Annotated in this window: 16 protein-coding genes; 11 read left to right on the top strand and 5 right to left on the bottom strand. The window is 75.5% G+C overall.

The annotated features are described in order from the left end of the window. The first annotated feature begins 29 nt into the window (after positions 1 to 29). The gene (locus O7599_RS22160; RefSeq protein ID WP_281617348.1) at positions 30 to 1,826 is read left to right on the top strand and encodes a helix-turn-helix domain-containing protein; all 1,797 of its coding nucleotides are present in this window, start codon (positions 30 to 32) and stop codon (positions 1,824 to 1,826) included. A gap of 27 nt (positions 1,827 to 1,853) precedes the next feature. Here the strand turns inward: O7599_RS22160 and O7599_RS22155 are convergent, their stop codons facing one another. The 3 genes from O7599_RS22155 to O7599_RS22145 form a co-directional block, all read right to left on the bottom strand. Then, complete coding sequence (locus O7599_RS22155; protein WP_281617347.1) at positions 1,854 to 3,227, bottom strand: MFS transporter; 1,374 nt, start codon at positions 3,225 to 3,227, stop codon at positions 1,854 to 1,856. Positions 3,228 to 3,637: 410 nt separating this feature from the next. Continuing rightward, positions 3,638 to 4,048, bottom strand: a complete 411-nt coding sequence (locus O7599_RS22150; protein ID WP_281617346.1) for a RidA family protein — start codon at positions 4,046 to 4,048, stop codon at positions 3,638 to 3,640. Between the two features lie 136 nt (positions 4,049 to 4,184). After that, a complete protein-coding gene (locus tag O7599_RS22145) occupies positions 4,185 to 5,834 on the bottom strand; it encodes a gamma-glutamyltransferase (RefSeq protein ID WP_281617345.1) in 1,650 nt (549 codons plus the stop codon). Positions 5,835 to 6,124: 290 nt separating this feature from the next. Between O7599_RS22145 and O7599_RS22140 the strand changes: the two genes are divergently transcribed. From O7599_RS22140 to O7599_RS22120, 5 genes are all read left to right on the top strand, one after another. Beyond that, positions 6,125 to 7,750, top strand: a complete 1,626-nt coding sequence (locus O7599_RS22140; RefSeq protein ID WP_281617344.1) for a hypothetical protein — start codon at positions 6,125 to 6,127, stop codon at positions 7,748 to 7,750. A 139-nt stretch (positions 7,751 to 7,889) separates the two neighbouring features. Next, the gene (locus O7599_RS22135; protein ID WP_281617343.1) at positions 7,890 to 8,615 is read left to right on the top strand and encodes an iron-containing redox enzyme family protein; all 726 of its coding nucleotides are present in this window, start codon (positions 7,890 to 7,892) and stop codon (positions 8,613 to 8,615) included. A 79-nt stretch (positions 8,616 to 8,694) separates the two neighbouring features. Continuing rightward, entirely contained in the window at positions 8,695 to 9,210 is a 516-nt protein-coding gene (locus tag O7599_RS22130) for a Rieske 2Fe-2S domain-containing protein (protein ID WP_281617342.1), read from the top strand. Between the two features lie 4 nt (positions 9,211 to 9,214). Continuing rightward, on the top strand, positions 9,215 to 10,477 hold the full coding sequence (locus tag O7599_RS22125) for an FAD-dependent oxidoreductase (RefSeq protein ID WP_281617341.1): 1,263 nt from the start codon (positions 9,215 to 9,217) through the stop codon (positions 10,475 to 10,477). Positions 10,478 to 10,479: 2 nt separating this feature from the next. Further along, positions 10,480 to 10,809: a non-heme iron oxygenase ferredoxin subunit gene (locus tag O7599_RS22120; protein ID WP_281617340.1), complete on the top strand. Its 330-nt coding sequence runs from the start codon at positions 10,480 to 10,482 to the stop codon at positions 10,807 to 10,809. Positions 10,810 to 10,836: 27 nt separating this feature from the next. Here the strand turns inward: O7599_RS22120 and O7599_RS22115 are convergent, their stop codons facing one another. Both O7599_RS22115 and O7599_RS22110 read right to left on the bottom strand, forming a co-directional pair. Next, entirely contained in the window at positions 10,837 to 11,289 is a 453-nt protein-coding gene (locus tag O7599_RS22115) for a protein-tyrosine phosphatase family protein (protein ID WP_281617339.1), read from the bottom strand. 47 nt (positions 11,290 to 11,336) lie between these two features. Beyond that, positions 11,337 to 12,278: a sigma-70 family RNA polymerase sigma factor gene (locus O7599_RS22110; RefSeq protein WP_281617338.1), complete on the bottom strand. Its 942-nt coding sequence runs from the start codon at positions 12,276 to 12,278 to the stop codon at positions 11,337 to 11,339. Between the two features lie 105 nt (positions 12,279 to 12,383). Here O7599_RS22110 and O7599_RS22105 point away from each other — a divergent pair, with 105 nt between their 5' ends. The 5 genes from O7599_RS22105 (at position 12,384) to O7599_RS22085 (ending at position 17,725) form a co-directional block, all read left to right on the top strand. Beyond that, positions 12,384 to 13,175, top strand: a complete 792-nt coding sequence (locus O7599_RS22105; RefSeq protein WP_281617337.1) for an NAD(P)H-binding protein — start codon at positions 12,384 to 12,386, stop codon at positions 13,173 to 13,175. A gap of 95 nt (positions 13,176 to 13,270) precedes the next feature. Continuing rightward, entirely contained in the window at positions 13,271 to 14,071 is an 801-nt protein-coding gene (locus O7599_RS22100) for an SAM-dependent methyltransferase (RefSeq protein ID WP_281617336.1), read from the top strand. A 44-nt stretch (positions 14,072 to 14,115) separates the two neighbouring features. Beyond that, positions 14,116 to 15,090 carry a sugar ABC transporter substrate-binding protein gene (locus O7599_RS22095; protein ID WP_281617335.1) on the top strand — a complete coding sequence of 325 codons (975 nt, stop codon included), beginning with the start codon at positions 14,116 to 14,118 and terminating at the stop codon, positions 15,088 to 15,090. A 17-nt stretch (positions 15,091 to 15,107) separates the two neighbouring features. Beyond that, complete coding sequence (locus O7599_RS22090; RefSeq protein WP_281617334.1) at positions 15,108 to 16,766, top strand: sugar ABC transporter ATP-binding protein; 1,659 nt, start codon at positions 15,108 to 15,110, stop codon at positions 16,764 to 16,766. Further along, entirely contained in the window at positions 16,763 to 17,725 is a 963-nt protein-coding gene (locus tag O7599_RS22085) for an ABC transporter permease (protein WP_281617333.1), read from the top strand. The genes O7599_RS22090 and O7599_RS22085 overlap by 4 nt, the downstream gene beginning before the upstream one ends. The last annotated feature ends 53 nt before the right edge of the window (positions 17,726 to 17,778 follow it).

Here is a 17,778-nt window from a genome sequence, read left to right as displayed (position 1 = left end):
TGGCACACGACACATCGCACAATCCACCCATGACGGTGGAATCGCTGCTCGCCGAGCCCGTGTTGCGCGGGCGGCTGCTGGGCGGCAAGGCCGGGCTGCGCCGCGAGGTGACCTGGTGCCTGCCGCTGGCCGAGCTGCCGCCGCCGCCCGGCGCCGAGCGCCCCGCGGCCGGCGAGGACCTCGCGGGCATCGCGGTCTACGCCCCGGCCGCCGAACTCGCCGCCGCCCCCGACTCCCGCCGGCTGCTCTCCGGGCTCGCCGCCCGCGGCGCCGCCGCCGTGCTCGCCCGGCTCCAGCCCGGCACGGAACCGGACCTCGGCCCGCTGATGCGCGCGGCCGACACCGCCGGGCTGCCGCTGGTCCGGCTGGCGCCCGAGGCGGACTACCACCGCGTCGGGCGGCTGGTGGCGGTGAAGTCGATCGCCGACACGGCGCACGTGCTGGAGTACAGCGTCCGCGTCCACCGCACCCTCGGCGAGGTCTTCGCCTCCGGCTCGGGACTGCCCGCGCTGGCCCGCTCGATGGCGACGCTCTCCGGCGGCTCGGTGCTGATCCTGGACCGCGGCGGCGAGCTGCTGGCCCGTGCCGAGCGCGACCGGGCGGCCTCCGACGCGGAGTGGCAGGAGCTGGCGGACTCCGTCCACGCGAAGGCGGCGAAGGCCCGGCCGCACGCGGCGGGCGCCGGGCACTCCGGACGGCACGTCGGTCCGGCCCGCGACCTCGACGTGGCCGCACCGTGGGGCGAGCGGCTGCACGTCGTGTGCGCGCCGGTCGGCGTGGCGGGCGAGCCGTACGGGACGGTGGCGGTCGTCGAGCCGGTGCTCGCGCCGGAGTCGCACGCGCTCGCGCAGCACCGGGTGATCGTGGAGCAGGGGGCGCCGCTGGTCGCGTCGGAGATCCTGCGGCAGCGGTCGGTCACGGAGGCGGAGGAGCGCTCGCGGGACGACTTCCTGGACACGCTGGTGCACGGGCGGTTCACGGACGCACACGAGCTGGAGGCGCGTTCGCGGCACTACCGGTTCGACATGGACGCGCGGCACGCCGTCTTCGTCGTCGCCATGCCCGCGGCGAGCGCGGCGCGGGCGCAGGCGGTGCAGCGGGCGGTCGCGGGGGTGGCGGACGCGGCGAGCGGGGGCGCGCAGAGCCCGGGCGGTACGGGCCCGGGGACGGCAGGGGCCGCGCCGGGGCACGGCAAGGGGTTCACCATGGCGACGCTGATGGGCCGGCTGCTGGTCGTCGTCGCCGAGTTCGCGGCGGCCGACGCCGCGGCGCCGTTCGACGCGCAGGCCGAGAAGACCGCGCTGCAGCGGTACGGCCGCTGGCTGCACCGGCTGGTGGCGGGCCGCGCGGATTCCGCCGCGCAGATCGCTTACGGCCGGGCGGCCACGGGCGCGGCGGGGGTCGCGGCGAGCTTCCGGGAGGCGCGGATCACGCTGGAGCTGTCCGGCCGCGTCCAGGTGCCGGAGGTGTGCGGGTACGCGGAGCTGCGCGTCTTCGCGGCGGTCGAGGAGGCGGCGGCGAGCGCGCAGGGGCGGGAGTTCGCGCGCGAGGTGCTGGAGCCGCTGCGCCGCGCGGACGGCCAGACGGGCAACCTGGAGCAGGTCGTGCTCGCCTACATCGCCGAGTCGGGCAACCTCAACGCGGCGGCACGGCGGCTGCAACTGCACCGCAACACGATGCTCTACAAGCTCGAACGGGCGTCGCGGGCGCTCCAGATGGACGTACGGTCCGCGGAGACGCAGTTCACGGTCTGGCTGGCGCACCGCATCCAGACGCTGAACGACTCGCTGCGCGTGCTCCAGGCGGAGCTGTCGCCACCGGCGTAGCCGCGGGGGCCGGTCGGCGGGAGCCGGTCAGCGGGTACGCGCCGGGGCGTGCGGCCGGTCGCCGTCCCGCCGCGCCGGCGCGGTCGCGGCGTCGGGCTGCGGGTCCCGGCCGGCGAAGGAGAAGGCGAACGCCGCCGCCGCCAGGGCCGCGCCGGTGCCGAAGACCCAGACCAGGCGCTCCGGTTCAGTGCCCAGCAGCGCCACGGACGCGGTGCCGAGGGCGGTGGCGCCGAACCGTACGAGGTTGAACAGGCCGAGCCCCGCGCCCGTACGCCCCGCCCGGGACCGGGACGCCCCGGTCGCCGCCGGCGTCTGGACGAACGCCACCCCCGCGCCGAGCGCCAGCAGCGCCGCGACCAGCGGCACCGCCGTACCCCGCCACCCGGCGACGGCGGCCAGCGCGCCGAGCCCGGCCAGCAGCGTCAGCAGCCCGCCGCGCATGGCGGCCCGGCCGCCGAACCGCTCGGTCGCCCGCCCGGCGACCGGCGCGAGGGACGCCATGGCCAGCGGCAGCGCCAGCACGACGAGACCCGTGGTGCCCTCCGGCAGGCCGTGCGTCCCGACCAGGTAGACGGGCGCCGCGAGGAGCGTGGCCCCCAGCGCGTACATCTGCGCGGCGGCGGCGAACGACGAGCGCAGATACCGCACCTCGACCAGGTGCCGGGGCCGCAGGAACGCCCCCGGCCGGCCCCGCTCCACCCACAGGAACGCCGCGAGACACAGCACCCCGCCGCCCGCGAGCCCCCACACCGCGGGCGAGCCGACGCCCTGCGACGGCACCGCGGAGGTCGCCGTCAGCAGCAGCGCGGCGCCGCCGGTGACGGTGAGCGCGCCGCGCCAGTCCAGGCGGGTACGGGCCGCGGACGCGGCGGCGGCGGCCGGGGCGGGCAGTAGCAGCCGGCCGCCGAGGACGACGAGCGCGGACAGCGGCACGATCTGCCAGAACACCGCGCGCCAGCCCAGGAACTCGGCGAGCAGCCCGCCGGTCGTCGGCCCGAGCGCCTGCCCTGCCCCGTTGGCCGCCGCCCACAGCGACAGCGCCCGCCCGCGTCGCTCCTCGCCGAGCACCTGCACCACGAGCACCATCACCACGGGCAGGACGGGCGCGGCGGCGAGCCCCTGCACCATACGGAAGGCCACGAGCACCGGCAGACTCGGCGCCAGCGCGGCCCCGGCGGAGCCGACGAGCACGCCGGTCATCGCCCAGCACAGGACGCGGCGGTGGCCGAAGCGGTCGCCGAGCCAGCCGGAGACGGGCATGAGGGCGGCGAGGGTGACGGGGAAGGCGGTGGCGACGAGCACGCCGCGGCTGAGGGGAGCGTCGAGGTCGGCGAGGATGGAGGTCATCGGGACGTTGACGACGGTGTTGGCCATCGTCGTGGTCACGGTGGCGACGAGCACGGGCAGCAGCCCCCACCGGCTGGGCCGGCGGGGGGCCGGGGGCTGGGTGGGGGCGGACTCGGCAGCCCCGGGATTGGCGGAATCGGACGTGGCGGGGGCGGATCTGGCGGGGGGGGATCTGTCCGCAGGCGCGGAAGCGCCGCCAGGCGCGGAAGCGCCGCCAGGCGCGGAAGCGCCGCCAGGCGCGGAAGCGCCGCCAGGCGCGGAAGCGCCGCCAGGCGCGGAAGCGCCGCCAGGCGCGGAAGCGCCGCCAGGCGCGGAAGCGCCGCCAGGCGCGGAAGCGCCGCCAGGCGCGGGCGCGCCGCGGGACGACGCGCCGCCCGCGGGCTCGGGCGCTGACCTGGGCTCTGGGCCGGACCCCGCCGCGCGCTTGCGCGCTTGCGCGGTGCGGCGCCAGGCGCGGAGCCGCTTCATGGGCGTACGGCCGCCGTCAGTTCGACCTCCACCGGCGCCCCCGACGGCAGCGACCGCACCCCGATCGCCGACCGGACCGGCAGCCCCGCCGCGGGTGCGGCCTCGCGGAGCCCGGCGGTGGCGCCGTCCGCGACGGCCGACAGGTCGTGGAACCCGTCGACGCACGCCACGTAGACCATCATCCGCAGCAGCCGCCGCAGCCGCCCCGCGTCGCCGTCCAGCGCGGCGACGACCGCCGCGACGGCGTTACGCGCCGCGAGACCGGCGGCGTCCCGGGCCACCGCGGGGTCGACGTCGCCGCCGACGAGGCCGGTGACGGTCAGCCGGCCGCCGGCCCGCGGCGTCATCCCGGCGCTGAACGCGAGCCCGCCGTCGACGACGGCGGCCCGGTAGTCCCCCTGCGGCACGGGTGCGGCTCCCCCGGCGCCGTCAGTCCCTGCCTCCGTCGCAACGCCCGCCCTACGCAACCCCGTTCCCGTACCACCGGCATCCCCCGCCGGCACCGCACCCCCGGACACCGGAGCCCCGGACTCCGCACCCCCCTCAGACACCGAGCGCCACCCCGTCCTGCCGCGGGTCCGCGCCGCCCAGCAGGCAGCCCCGTTCCGCGTCCACCGAGATCACCATCGCGCTGCCTCCCGCGCCCCACGGCCCCGCGTCGGTCACCTCGTGCCCCCGCTCCCGCAGCCCCGCCAGCACCGTGTCGCCCAGCCGCGACTCGCAGCGCAGTTCCTCCGGCTGCCCGAGGACGTCCGCGTCGCTGCCCGGGTGGATGTAAAAGCGCGGGGCCTCCACCGCCGCCTGCGGGTCGAGCCCGTGGTCCAGCAGGTGCGAGACGAGCTGCGTGTTCCACTGCACCTGGCCGTCGCCGCCCGGGGTGTTCCCGACGTGCTCCAGCCGGCCCGCCGCGTCGGTGACGACCCAGGCGTTGAGCGTGTGCAGCGGCCGGCGGCGCGGCCGGACCGCGTTGGGGTGGCCGGGTATGAGGTACGCGCCGCGGCCCAGGCGGTTGTTGAGCAGCACGCCGGTGCCGGGGACCGTGACCTTCGCGCCGAAGGTGAACGCCAGCGAGTGGATGAAGCTCACCGCCCGCCCGTCCGCGTCCACGGCGACCATCGACGTCGTGTCGCCGTCCGCGGGACCCGCCGCGCCCGCCGGCACCCCGCCGCGCGCGAGGCGTGCGCGGCCCGCGGCGATCGCGTCGGCCGTCAGCGTCTCGCGCCACACCTCGGTGTCGCTCCCGCAGCGCTCCACGCGGTCCGCGAACGACAGCCGCGCGGCCGACGCAAGCAGGTGCACGGCGTCGGCGCCGAGCGGGGCGAGGGCGCCGAGGGTGCCGTCGCAGAGGGCGAGTTGCTGGAGGGCCGTCCAGCCGGGGGTGGGCGGCGGGGTCTGGTGCACGGTACGGCCCCGGTAGCCGGTGCTGATCGCCGGCTGCGGCGCCACGTCGCCGGTCAGCGCCCACTCCTCCCCGCTGAACGGCGCGCCCGCCGCGCGCAGGGCGGCCACGGCCCGCTCCGCGAAGGCGCCGGTGTAGAAGGCGGCGGGATCGGCGGCGAGGGTGCGTATCGTCGCGGCCAGGTCCGGCTGCGCCAGCCGGTGGCCGACGGCGGGCGGGCGGCCGGCGGGCAGCAGGTTCCGTAGCGCGTCGGCGTCGGCGGCGAGGAGCTGCTCCTCCTCGGTGATGTCGCGGCGGGTCTTCGCCGTGCAGGGCAGGCCGCCCTCGGCGGCGCGGGCGGCGGGGGCCCACAGCTCGGCGAGTTCACGGGTGGCGCCTTCGGCGTGCAGGGCGGCGAGGGCGGCGGGCGCGCCGGGCACGGCGACGGCCAGCGGGCCGGCCAGCGGCACGGCGCCGTGCCCCCGGGACGTGTAGAAGTCGAGGTCGCCGCCGTCGGGCCCGTAGCCGCTGCCGCACACCGTCCACACCCGGCCGTCCGGCTCCCGTACGACGGCGAAGGCGTCGCCGCCGACGCCGCACTGGCCGGGCAGCGCGAGCCACGACATCGCGGCCATCGCCAGCGCCGCGTCCACGGCGTTGCCGCCGTCGCGCAGCGCGGCGGCGCCGGCGAAGGTGACGGCGGGGTGCGCGCTCGCGGCCATGCCGCCGGCGGCGAGCACGGGGGCACGGGGCGGGCGCTGCCGCCCGGGCTGCCCCTGGACGGACGGTTGCTGCGACTCGTACGACTCGGCCATACGGCGAGTATCCGTCCGGCCGACCCGAAGATCCATGTGCAATCTGCCCCCGGATCCGGCGACCTCCTTGTGCGTACCGCACATTCCGGCCACCGGGCAACGGCCCGGACCCCGCCGGGAAACGGCGCGGAAACTCCCAGGTCTTCCCGCCCGCACAGTGCACAAATAATGTGCCGGACAATGTGCACCCTCCCCCTGTGGCCTGGCAGAAACGGTCGCCAGAGTGCCGCACAACCATCGGACTTCGGCCGTCCGGCAGCGGTGCCGGGCGCCGGGTAGGGAGTGCGGACGTGGAGCTGACTGCTGCGCACTGGACGTATCTCGCGGGGGTCGTCGTCATCATCGGCGTGATGATCGCGCGGCGTAACGTCGTCGTTCCCGCGGTCGTCGCGACCTTTCTCACGGCCTGGTTCTACAGCGGCAGCCTGGTGAAGGGTCTGGCCTCGATCTTCTCCGCGAGCCTGACGGCGGCCGGGGAGCTGTTCAGCATCTTCCTCATCATCGCCCTCATCACCGCGCTGCTCGGCGCGATGCGCGCGATGGGCGCGGAGCGGCGGATGGTGGTGCCGTTCCGGGCGCTGATGCGCAACGGGCGGATGGCGTTCGTGGCCATCGCCGGCGTCACGTACTTCATCAGCCTGTTCTTCTGGCCGACGCCCGCCGTGCCGCTCATCGGCGCCATTCTGCTGCCCGCGGCGATACGGGCCGGGCTGCCGGCGGTGAGCGCCGCGGCGGCCATCGCCATCGCGGGGCAGGGCATGGCGCTGTCCAGCGACTACGTGATCCAGGTGGCACCGGGGCTGTCCGCGAAGGCGGCGGGCGTGGAGACGTCCGCGGTGGCGGACCGGGCGATGGTGCTGTCGGTGATCACGGGGGTGGTGGCGCTGACGCTGGTGTATCTGAAGGCGCGGCGCTCCTTCGGCACGGTGGACGACGCGCACCGGCTGCGCTGGGAGGCGGAGGCGGACGCGGAGTCGCTGCCGGCGGAGGGCGGGGGCTCGGCGGCGTCCCTCGGGGGTACGGGGACGGGGCGCGCGGCGCGTACGGCGGCGGCGTCCGGCGGGGGCGCGGGCGCGGCGACGAAGCTGCTCAGCCCGCCGGGGGACGGCCGCGGCTCGGGTACGGGCCCGGACGCCGGCTCGGGTGCGGGCCGTACGCCTCCCCCCGACCCAGACCCGGGCCCAGGCCCCGACGGCACCACCGGCGAACCCGTGCGCCGCTCCCGCGCGTTCGCCGTCCTCGTGCCGCTGACCTTCGCCGCCATCGTCGGCTACATGCTCCTCGGCAAGTTCACCGGCGCCGTCACCGAGGTCCAGGGCGGCGAGGCCGCCGGGCTCGTCGGCGGCGTCGCGATGCTGCTGCTCTTCGCCGCCGTCTTCAGCATCGACGGCAAGGACGGCCTGACCACCGCCGCCGACCACGTCGTCGACGGGCTGGTCTTCGCGTTCAAGGCCATGGGCGTCGTCGTGCCCATCGCCGGATTCTTCTTCCTCGGCAACGTCGACTTCATCACCCAGATCACCGGCGTGCAGGACGACGACCCGCCGGCGCTGCTCTTCGACCTCGTCACCGCCGTCGACCAGTACATCCCCGACGTCGGCTTCGTCGTGGCGTTCGCCATCCTCCTCATCGGCATGATCACCGGCCTGGAGGGCTCCGGCTTCGCCGGCCTGCCGCTGACCGGCTCGCTCTCCGGCTCCCTCGGCCCGGCCGCGGACGTCGACCCGGCGACGCTGGCCGCCGTGGGGCAGATGGGCTCGGTGTGGACCGGCGGCGGGGTGCTCATCGCCTGGTCCTCGCTGCTGGCGGTCGCGGGGGTGGCGCGGGTGCCGGTGCAGGAGGTCGTACGGCACTGCTTCGTGCCGGTCGTCGCCGGGCTGGTGACGGCCACGGCGCTGGCGACCGTCCTCTTCTGACGCGCACCCGTTTCACACCCGCCGGCGTACCGGCACAGTGCACAGAGATTCCGCACCGGCCTGTGCACAAACACCATCCTCGACTCCCCCGCACGCTGCCTACTTTGGTGGCACACGGACCGCGGAAAGGACGCAGCAGATGACGGAACTGCTCTCTAGGGACGCATTCCGCAGCGCGCTCGAAGAGGCCATCAAGGGCCGCGAGGCGAAGAACGCCTCCTTCAGCACCGCGTGGGCGGAAGGGCAGCTCAAGCGCGAGCACTTCGCCCGCTGGGCGGAGAACCACTACCACTACGTCGGCCCGTTCGCCGACTACCTGGGGTACATCTACGGAAACACCCCCGACGAATTCACCGGCGCCAAGGACTTCACGCTCCAGAACATGTACGAGGAGGAGCTGGCCGACATCCGCCACACCGATCTCCTCATCCGCTTCGCGGAGGCGTGCGGCACCACCAGGGAGCGCATCGAGGACCCCTCGAACATGAACCCCGTCACCCGCGGACTGCAGTCCTGGTGCTACGCGGTCGCCATGCGCGAGCACTTCGTGGTCGCCACCGCCGCGCTCGTCGTGGGCCTGGAGTCGCAGGTGCCGAGCATCTACAAGAAGCAGATCGTGCCGCTGCGGGAGAGTTACGGATTCACCGAGGACGAGATCGAGTTCTTCGATCTGCACATCACCTCGGACGTGGTGCACGGCGAGCGCGGATACCAGATCGTGCTCGACCACGCCGACACCCCGCGGCTGCAGCAGCGGTGCCTGCAGTTCGTGCGCTGGGGCGCGGAGATGCGCTTCTCGTACACCCAGGCGCTCTACGACCACTACGTCCGGCCGGACCTGGAGCCGGCCGCGGCCGCCGCCTGAAAGGACCGCGAGCCGGCAGACGGCGGCGGCCGGACGCGACATTCCGGCCGCCGCCGTCTCTTCATATCCGGAGGAGCACATGTCCGCGTGGACGCGGGTCGCCGAACTCACCGACGTGAGCCGGCGCAGAAAGAAACTGGTGGTGCTCGGCGAGGAGCGGGTCGCGCTCTTCTACGCCGACGGCGAGGTGTTCGCGTTCCGCGACGCCTGCGTGCACAAGGGCAAGTCGCTGGCGCGCGGCACCGTGCTGCACGGCCGGGTCGTCTGCCCGGGGCACCAGTGGGCGTTCGACCTGCGCACCGGGCAGGCGGACGACCGCGAGGAGTGCCAGCCGCGGTACGAGGTACGGGTCGCGGACGGCGGCGTGTGGCTGCGCCCGGCGGCCCTCGCCGCGTCGGCGGCGGCCCCGGGCCCAGGCGCGGCCCCGGGCCCAGGCGCGGCCCCGGGCCCAGGCGCGGCCCCGGGCCCAGGCGCGGCTTCCACAACCCGGCCCGCCGCTCCTGCCACCGGATCCTCCACCGGACTCTCCGCCTGGCCTGCCACCGCGCCCTCTGCCCCCTCCCCGGTCCCACCCACCGCCGCCACCCAGGAGTGACCCCATGTCCGACACCCCCAGGAGCGTCGTCGTGATCGGCGCCGGCCAGACCGCGGCCGTCGCCGCGCGCACCCTGCGCCGCCGCGGCTTCGACGGCCGCGTCGTCCTCGTCGGCGACGAGCCGCACGCCCCGTACCAGCGGCCCCCGCTCAGCAAGGAACTGCTGGAGGGCGCCGCCGACGACGCCGACGCGGCGCTGCTGTCCGCGCAGTGGTGCCGCGACAACGCCGTCGAGCTGCACCTCGGCACCGCCGCGCGGCGCATCGACACCGCAGCGGGCGCCCTGGAGCTGGCCGACGGCACGACCGTGCCCGGCGACCGGTTCCTCCTCGCCACCGGCGCGAGCGCCCGGCGGCTGCCGGGCGTGCCGGCGGACGACGAGCGGATCGTGCACCTCCGCGGGCTGGACGACGCGCTGCGGCTGCGGTCGCTGCTGCGCCCCGGCAGCAGGGTGGTGATCGTCGGCGCGGGCTTCGTCGGCGCGGAGGTGGCCTCGACGGCGCTGGCGCGCGGGGTGCGGCCGGTGGTCGTCGAGCAGGCCGCGGTGCCGCAGTCGCGCGTGCTCGGCGAGGAGATGGGCCGCTTCTGCGCGGACGTCCAGCGCGCCGCGGGGGTGGAACTGCACACCGGCGAGACCGTCGCGTCGGTACGCACCGGGCCCGCGGGCGTCGTGGTCACCGCGGAGTCCGGGCTGCGGGTCGAGGGGGACGCCGTCGTCGTCGCGGTCGGCGCGGTGCCGAACACGGCGGTCGCGCGGGCCTCGGGCGTCGCGGTGGAGAACGGCGTCCTCGTCGACGAACACTGCCGTACGAGCGTCCCGGGCATCTTCGCCGCGGGCGACGTGGCCAACCACCGGCATCCGCTGTACGGGCGTTGGGTGCGGGTGGAGCACTTCGACAACGCGAACAAGCAGGGAATGGCGGCGGCGAAGAACATCCTGGGCCGCAGCGCCGTACACGGTGACCCGCACTGGTTCTGGTCGGACCAGTTCGGCCTCAACCTCCAGCACTGCGGGCACGCGCGGGCCTGGGACCGGCTGGTGGTCCGCGGCTCGGTGGCGGAGCGCGACTTCACCGCGTTCTACCTCGAAGACGGCGTGCTGCGGGCCGCGTTCGCGGCGGAGCGCGGGGACGAGGTGGCGGCGGCGAGGGAGCTGATCGCGCGCGGGGCCGCGCCGGATCCGGTGCGGCTGGGGGACGACGACGTGGACCTGATGGAGCTGGTGGACGAGGCGGCGGCGGAGCCGGCGCTGGCGGGAGGGAAGTGACGATGCCCGGCACCGAGAACACGACGTATGTGAGAGTCGCCCGCTCCGGTCAGGTCCCGGAGGGAGTGGTGCGCCGCTTCTTCGTCGGCGACACCGAGCTGGCGGTCTCCCGCTTCGAGGGCGAGGTCTACGCGAGCGCCAACTACTGCACGCACCTGGCCTGCCATCTGTCGTCGGGCAAGGTCACGGAGGACGGGCTGCTGTGCTCGTGCCACGGCAGCGTCTTCGACTTCGCCACGGGGGAGCCGCTGTCACCGCCGGCGGTGAAGCCGATCAGGGTGTACGAGGTACGGGAGGAGAACGGCGAGATCCTGGTGGCGGGGCTGGAGTAGGCAGAAACGGCCGCGACCGCGCGCGGGCTACCGGGCCCGCGCGTCGCGGCTCTCCGGGAAGCGGGTCACGTACCGGCGTTGCCAGGGCGTCTCCACCGCGCGGCGGTTGTAGTGCTCCCGTACGTACCGCACCGCCCGGCCCGCCGGCACCCCGTCCAGCACCGCGAGGCAGGCCAGCGCCGTGCCCGTACGGCCCACCCCGCCGCCGCACGCGACCTCCACCCGCTCCGTCTCCGCCCGCTCCCACGCCTCGCGCAGCGCCTCCTCCGCCGCCGGGCGGTCGGCCGGGAGCCGGAAGTCGGGCCACCGGACCCAGCGGCTGTCCCAGGCCGTCTCCGGCGCCGGCCGGCCCAGCAGGTACACGCCCAGCTCCGGGTCGGGGCCCGCGGGCGCCGGCTTGCGCAGGCCGCGCCCGCGCACGTACCGCCCGGACGGCAGCCGCAACACCCCCGCCCCAGTGGGCTCCCACGTCTCGCTCATGCCGCCGAGCGTAGCCCCGGCCGCCCGCCCGCCGGCGGGCCTGCGGATCATTCCTCCAGTACGCCCACGTCGACCCCCCGCAGCCGGTCCGCGTCCGCGATGATGTCGATCTCCGTGATCAGCCCGTCCGCCACCGTGAAGCTCAGCAGCAGCCGCACCCGCGCCCGCGGCGCCATGACGAGGCCCACAACCCCGTCGATCAGCGCGGGGCCCGTGAACCGCGCCCGGCCCGCCGCGGCCATCGCGCCCCGGGCCACCGGCGCCGCGCCGCGGACCTCGACCGGTTCCGGCGTGGGGGTCGCCGCGCGGTCGGCCCGTAGCACGACGTCGGGGTGGAGGAGGGACACCAGCGCCTCGAAGTCCCCGCCGCGGGTCGCGGCGAGGAAGGCGGCGACGATCCGCCGCCTGCGGCGCAGGTCCTCGCCCGGCGCGGCGGCGGCCGGGGTGCCGCCCTTCACGCGGCGGCGGGCGCGGCTCGCGAGCTGGCGGGCGGCGGCCGGGGTGCGCTCCAGCATCGGCCCGATCTCGTCGAAGGGCACGGCGAACATGTCGTGCAGCACGAACGCGAGCCGCTCCGCGGGCGCCAGCGTGTCCAGCACGACGAGCAGGGCGACGCCCACCGAGTCGGCGAGCAGCGCCTCTTCCTCGGGGTCCCCGGAGCCGGCCCCGCCGCCCCCCGGCGCGGCGGCACCCCCGTCCCCGTACGACTCCGTGCGCACCTCAAGCGGCTCCTCCCGCCGGCGCGCGCGGGACCGCAGCATGTTCAGGCACACCCGCGAGACGACGGTGACCAGCCACGCCGTCAGGTCCTCGATCGCGTCGGCGTCGGACCGGCTCAGCCGCAGCCAGGTCTCCTGCACGGCGTCGTCCGCCTCCGCCGCCGAGCCCAGCATCCGGTACGCGACCGCCCGCAGCCTGCTCCGCTCGGCCTCGAAACGCGCCGCCAGCCGGTCGTCCGGATGCTCGGCCGGCACGTGGTGCTCGTCCATCTGTCACATCCCTCACTCGCGGGGGGTCCCTGCAGTAGACCCCATCCGACCTGCGGGTTGTGATCGGGGGGCAGGTACACGACCGCGGAACCATCTGGAGTGATCATGACATCGGCCATTCTGCTCACCGGCGGTACGGGCACGCTGGGCCGGCTCGTCGCACCGCACCTGCGGCCCGCCGCCACGACGCTGCGCGTGCTCAGCCGGCAGGCCCGCGCGTCCGCCGACGGCATCGAGTACGTGACGGGCGACCTCACCACCGGCGAGGGCGCCGCCGAGGCCGTCGCCGGTGTGGACGTCATCGTCCACTGCGCGGGCACCTCCAAGGGCGACGACGTGAAGACCCGGCACCTGGTCGACGCCGCCACCGCCGCCGGGAGGCCGCACCTCGTCTACATCTCCGTCGTCGGCGCCGACCGCACCCCGGTCGTCAGCGGCCCGGACCGCGCCATGTTCGGCTACGTGGCCGCGAAGCGCGCCGCCGAGGTCATCGTCGCCGAGTCCGGGCTGCCGTGGACGACGCTGCGCGCCACCCAGTTCCACGAGCTGACGCTGACGACGGCCCGCGCGATGGCTCGCCTGCCGGTGGTCCCGGCCCCCGCCGGCTTCCGCATCCAGCCGATCGCCGCCGCCGAGGTCGCCGAGCGCCTCGCGGAGCTGGCGCTCGCCGGGCCCGCGGGGCTCGTGGCGGAGATGGGCGGCCCGCGCACGTACGACATGAAGGACCTCCTGCGCGGCTATCTGAAGGCCACCGGCCGCCGCCGCCCGGTCCTGCCGGTGCGCCTGCCCGGGAAGGCGGCGGCGGCGTTCCGCGCGGGCGCCAACCTGACCCCGGGCCACGCGGTGGGTCACCGCACGTGGGAGGACTTCCTCGCCGGGCGGACGGTGCCCGCCTGAACCCGGGGGCACCCTGGAGCGCCCGGTTCAACCCCTGCTATCGTGCGCCCACTTGGCACCTCGCCACCCCTTCTGTCTCCTGCCGAAGGCTCGCAGTGACCGATCCCGACTCCCCGCTCCTCCGCGTCGACACCACCGTCCCCAACGCCGCGCGCATGTACGACTACTACCTGGGCGGCAAGAACAACTACAAGGTCGACCGGGAGGCCGCCGAGAAGATCATGGCCCTCGGGCCGAGCAGGCACATCTGCGTGGCCAACCGGCGCTTCCTCGGCCGGGCCGTGCGGGAGGCGTCGGCCCGGGGGATCCGGCAGTTCCTCGACCTGGGCACGGGGCTGCCGACGCAGGAGAACGTGCACGAGGTCGCCAAGCGGGAGGACCCGGAGGCGCGGGTCGTCTACGTCGACTACGACCCGGTGGTGCGCGCGCACGCGCAGGCGCTGCGGATGCTGGACGAGACCGTCACCGTCATCGAGCAGGACGTACGGGACCCCGAGGCGGTGCTGAACCACCCGGACGCCCAGAACACGATCGACTTCTCCCAGCCGGTGGCGGTGCTGTTCATCGCCATCCTGCACTGCCTGACCGACGAGGAGGATCCGTGGGGCGTGCTGCGCACCCTCACCGGACCGCTGGTACCGGGCAGCATGATCGCCGTCTCGCACCTCACCGACGACGCCCACCCCGAGGAGGGCGCGGCGGCGCGGGAGGTCTACGACAAGGCGACGGCACCGCTCATCCACCGCTCGCACGCCGACGTCGCGCGGTTCTTCGAGGGCTTCGAGGTGCTGGAGCCGGGGGTGACGCAGGTCAACGAGTGGCGGCCGGAAGACGACATGGACCGGCGGCGTCCGGGCGGAGAGTGGTTCTACGTGGGAATGGGGCGGAAGAGTTGATCGGGAAGCGGGCTTCGGCCGCGGCACTGTTGTTATCTCTGGTCGTGGCGGGATGCGCCGACGAGGACGACGGCGGCGGGGCCGGCGGTAAGGACGGCGGCAAGAACGGGGGTGCGGCGCCCGAGGGGGTCGCGTTCTTCGGCTTCGCCAAGGCCAACTCCTTCACCGCCGCCACCTTCGAGGGCGTGGAGAAGCAGGCGCGCAAAGAGGGCACGGAGGCGGAGTTCTTCGACGCCGAGTTCGACGCGCAGACCCAGGTGCAGCAGATCCAGGACGCCGTCACGTCGCAGCGCTTCGACGTCTTCGTCGTCCAGGCCGTCGACGGCGGCGCCGTCGTCCCGGCGGTACGCGCCGCGCTCCGCGAGGACATCGCCGTGGTGGTCGAGTTCACCCCGGTCGGTACCGCGTACGACACCGCCGCGCCGCAGGTCGACGGGGCGATCTCGCTCGTGGACGTCCCCGTGGAGAACGGCCGCAGGCTCGGCGAGCTGGGCGCGGGCGCGTGCGCGGACCGGGGCGCGGACACGTGCCAGGTCGCGTACCTGGAAGGGCTGAAGACCCTCCCGCTGGACAACGCGCGCACCGACGCGGTCGTCGACGCGCTGGAGGCGGAGTCCGGGGTCGAGGTCGTCGCGCGCGTCGAGGGCGGTTACACCCGCGAGTCGGGCCGGACGGCCATGCAGGACATCATGCAGGCGCACCCCGACGTGGACGTGGTCATCGGCTCCTCGCAGGCGGTGCTCGGCGCGGAGGCGGCGGCGGACGGCAAGGACATCGCGTACGTCGGCAACGGCGCCTCGCGACAGGCGGTGGCGGCGGTCGAGGAGGGCCGCTGGTACGGCATTCCGTACCTGCCGGTGACGACGTCCGGCGCGAAGGCCGCGGAACTGGGGCTGGCGCACGCGCGGGGCGAGGACGTGCCGGCGTCGACGGACATGGCGTCGCTCGCCGAGAAGGAGGGCGTGTACACCAAGAAGGACATCACCTCCCTCGGCATCAAGGGCGAATACGACGACTGACGGGGGCGGCCCGCGGCATGCACGTCGCGCTCGACCGGATCGGCAAGAGCTACGGCGGGACGCCGGTCCTCCACGACGTGTCCCTGAGCCTGCGCGCGGGCCGGGTGCACGGGCTCGTGGGCGAGAACGGCGCGGGCAAGAGCACGCTGGCCCGGGTGCTGTGCGGGGCGGCGCGGGCGGACCGGGGGCGGGTCCTGGTGGACGGGCGCGAGATCCGGATACGCGGCCCCCGGGACGCGCTGGGGGCGGGGATCGTACTGGTCACCCAGGAGGGGACGGTGGTCCCGGGGCTGAGCGTGCTGGACAACGTGCTGCTGGGGACGCCGAGCCGGCGGTACGGGCTGCGGGACGGGGCCGCGGAGAGGCGCCGGTACGGGGAGTTGGTGGCGCGTACGGGGTGGGGGGACCCGGCGGGTCGAGACGGCGGCGGCGCGGAGGGCGCGGGCTCGTACGGCGCCGTCGCGGGCAGCACCGAGGCGGACACCACTGAGGCAGGCACCACTCAGGCGGACACCGCCGAGGCCGGCGCCAAGGACGCGAGCACCCAGGGCGCCGACACCGCCGCCCCGTACGCCGCCCGCGCCCCGGATCCGTACACCCGCGCCGGCGACCTGCCGTTCCCCGCCCGCCAGCAGGTCGAGTTCCTCCGCGCACTCGCGCACGACGCCCGCCTCGTCGTCCTCGACGAGCCGACCGCCGCGCTCGCCGAGGCCGACGCAGCCCGGCTGCTCGCCACCGTGCGGCGGCTGGCCGCCGACGCGGGCATCGCCTTCGTGCTCATCTCGCACCGCCTGGACGAGGTGATCGCCACCTGCGACACCGTCACCGTGCTGCGCGACGGGCGGCGCGTGACGACCGTGCCCGCGGCCGGGACGACGCCGCAGGACCTGCTGCGCGACATGGTGGGCACACCAGTCGCGACCCTCTACCCCGAGCCCGCGCCGGTGCCCGCGGACGCGCCGGTGGTGCTCGCCGTGCGGGGGCTGTCGCGCGGGCGCACGGTCCGCGACGTGAGCCTTGAGGTGCGGGCGGGCGAGATCGTCGGCCTGGCGGGGCTTGCGGGCAGCGGCCGTACGGAGACGCTGCGCGCGGTCTTCGGCGCGGACCGCCGCGACGGCGGCGAGGTGACGGTCGGGGGCCGCCGCGTCACCGGCGTCACCGGCGCGATGGCGCTGGGCGCCGGCCTGATCCCGGCGTCGCGCGCGGACCAGGGGCTCGTCCTCGTCCGGTCCACCGCCGAGAACCTGGCGCTGGCCAGCCTGGCGGACAGGCGCCGGCTGGGCTTCGTACGACGGGACGCGGAGCGCCGGACGACCGGCGCGGCGGCGGACCAACTGGACATCCGCGGGGCCGGACTGGACCGCCCGGCGTGGACGCTGTCGGGGGGCAACCAGCAGAAGTCGCTCTTCGGCAAGTGGCTGATCCGCCGCCCGCGGCTGCTGCTGGCGGACGAGCCGACCCGCGGCGTGGACGTGGCGGCGCGCACGCAGATCCACCGGCTGCTGGCGGAGTCGGCGGCGGAGGGGGTGGCGGTGCTCGTCGCGTCGTCGGACATCGACGAGGTGCTGGGGCTGGCGCACCGGGTGCTGGTGATGCGGGAGGGACGGGTGGCGGGGGAGTTCGCGCGGGGGACGGCGGACGCGCGGGACGTACTGGCGCTGGCGGGCCTGCGATGAGCCGTCCCCCCGCGCCCCGCGGCGGGCTGGAGATCCGCGACTACGGGATCGTGGCCGCCCCGCTGCTGCTCGCGGCGGCCCTCTCGCTCTCCACGGACACGTTCCTGACCTCGGGCAACCTCGTGAACGTCCTCGACCAGGCGGTGGTGATCGGCCTGTTGGCGTGCGGGCTGACCCTCTGCATCACGTGCGGGATGTTCGACCTGTCGGTCAGCGCGGTCCTCGCCGTCAGCGCGATCGTCGCTGTGGAGACCACGCGCGCCGCGGGCGTCCCGGCGGGCTACGCGGCGGCGGTCGCCACGGGCGCGCTGATGGGCACGGTGACGGGGCTGGTCACCGTCGTCTCCCGGGTGCACTCGTTCATCGCGACGCTGGCGCTGAGCATCGTCTACCGCGGCCTGGCCGTGATCCTCACCGGCGGCGCGATCGTGTACCCGCACGCCGACCAGCTCGACTCCTTCGCCGAGTTGAGCAGCCCCACGGTCCTCGCCGACGTGACGGCACCCTCGCTGCTGTTCCTCGGGGTGGCGGCGGCGTGCTGGCTCCTCCAGTCCCGTACGACGCTGGGCCGCAGCATCTACGCGGTCGGCGGGAACCCGGAGGCGGCCCGGCTGTCGGGGGTCAGAACGGGCGTCGTGCGGGTGGTCACCCTCGCGCTGAGCGGGACCTGCGCGGGCCTCGCGGGCCTGGTGACGGCGACCCGCAGCGGCTCGGCGCAGGCCAGCACGGGGACGCTGCTGGAACTCACCGCGATCGCCGCGGTCATCATCGGCGGCACGAGCATCCTCGGCGGCGAGGGCACGATCTGGCGCACGCTGATCGGGGTGTTGCTGCTGGGCCTGATCTCGAACGGCTTCAACCTGCTGGGCTGGAACCCGACGTACAAGCAGGCGATCGAGGGCCTGCTGATCCTCACCGCCGTCACCCTCGACCAGTTCCTGCGCCGCTCCCGGCGCTGAAGCCACGCGCGGCGGTGCCCCGCCCGCCGGGTCGCGGACGGGGCATCGGATCA

This window comes from Streptomyces sp. WMMC500 (assembly GCF_027497195.1).
In the GTDB taxonomy this organism is placed as follows: Bacteria; Actinomycetota; Actinomycetes; order Streptomycetales; family Streptomycetaceae; genus Streptomyces.
This window is presented reverse-complemented; position numbering and strand designations above follow the sequence as displayed.

Bases quoted from the DNA above. Each gene is read 5' to 3' on its own strand.
- O7599_RS22130 (WP_281617342.1), top strand. From the start codon at position 8,695: ATGTCCGCGTGGACGCGGGTCGCCGAACTCACCGACGTGAGCCGGCGC.
- O7599_RS22160 (WP_281617348.1), top strand. From the start codon at position 30: ATGACGGTGGAATCGCTGCTCGCCGAGCCCGTGTTGCGCGGGCGGCTG.
- O7599_RS22110 (WP_281617338.1), bottom strand. From the start codon at position 12,278: ATGGACGAGCACCACGTGCCGGCCGAGCATCCGGACGACCGGCTGGCG.
- O7599_RS22115 (WP_281617339.1), bottom strand. From the start codon at position 11,289: ATGAGCGAGACGTGGGAGCCCACTGGGGCGGGGGTGTTGCGGCTGCCG.
- O7599_RS22105 (WP_281617337.1), top strand. From the start codon at position 12,384: ATGACATCGGCCATTCTGCTCACCGGCGGTACGGGCACGCTGGGCCGG.
- O7599_RS22085 (WP_281617333.1), top strand. From the start codon at position 16,763: ATGAGCCGTCCCCCCGCGCCCCGCGGCGGGCTGGAGATCCGCGACTAC.
- O7599_RS22120 (WP_281617340.1), top strand. From the start codon at position 10,480: ATGCCCGGCACCGAGAACACGACGTATGTGAGAGTCGCCCGCTCCGGT.
- O7599_RS22090 (WP_281617334.1), top strand. From the start codon at position 15,108: ATGCACGTCGCGCTCGACCGGATCGGCAAGAGCTACGGCGGGACGCCG.
- O7599_RS22145 (WP_281617345.1), bottom strand. From the start codon at position 5,834: ATGGCCGAGTCGTACGAGTCGCAGCAACCGTCCGTCCAGGGGCAGCCC.
- O7599_RS22125 (WP_281617341.1), top strand. From the start codon at position 9,215: ATGTCCGACACCCCCAGGAGCGTCGTCGTGATCGGCGCCGGCCAGACC.
- O7599_RS22135 (WP_281617343.1), top strand. From the start codon at position 7,890: ATGACGGAACTGCTCTCTAGGGACGCATTCCGCAGCGCGCTCGAAGAG.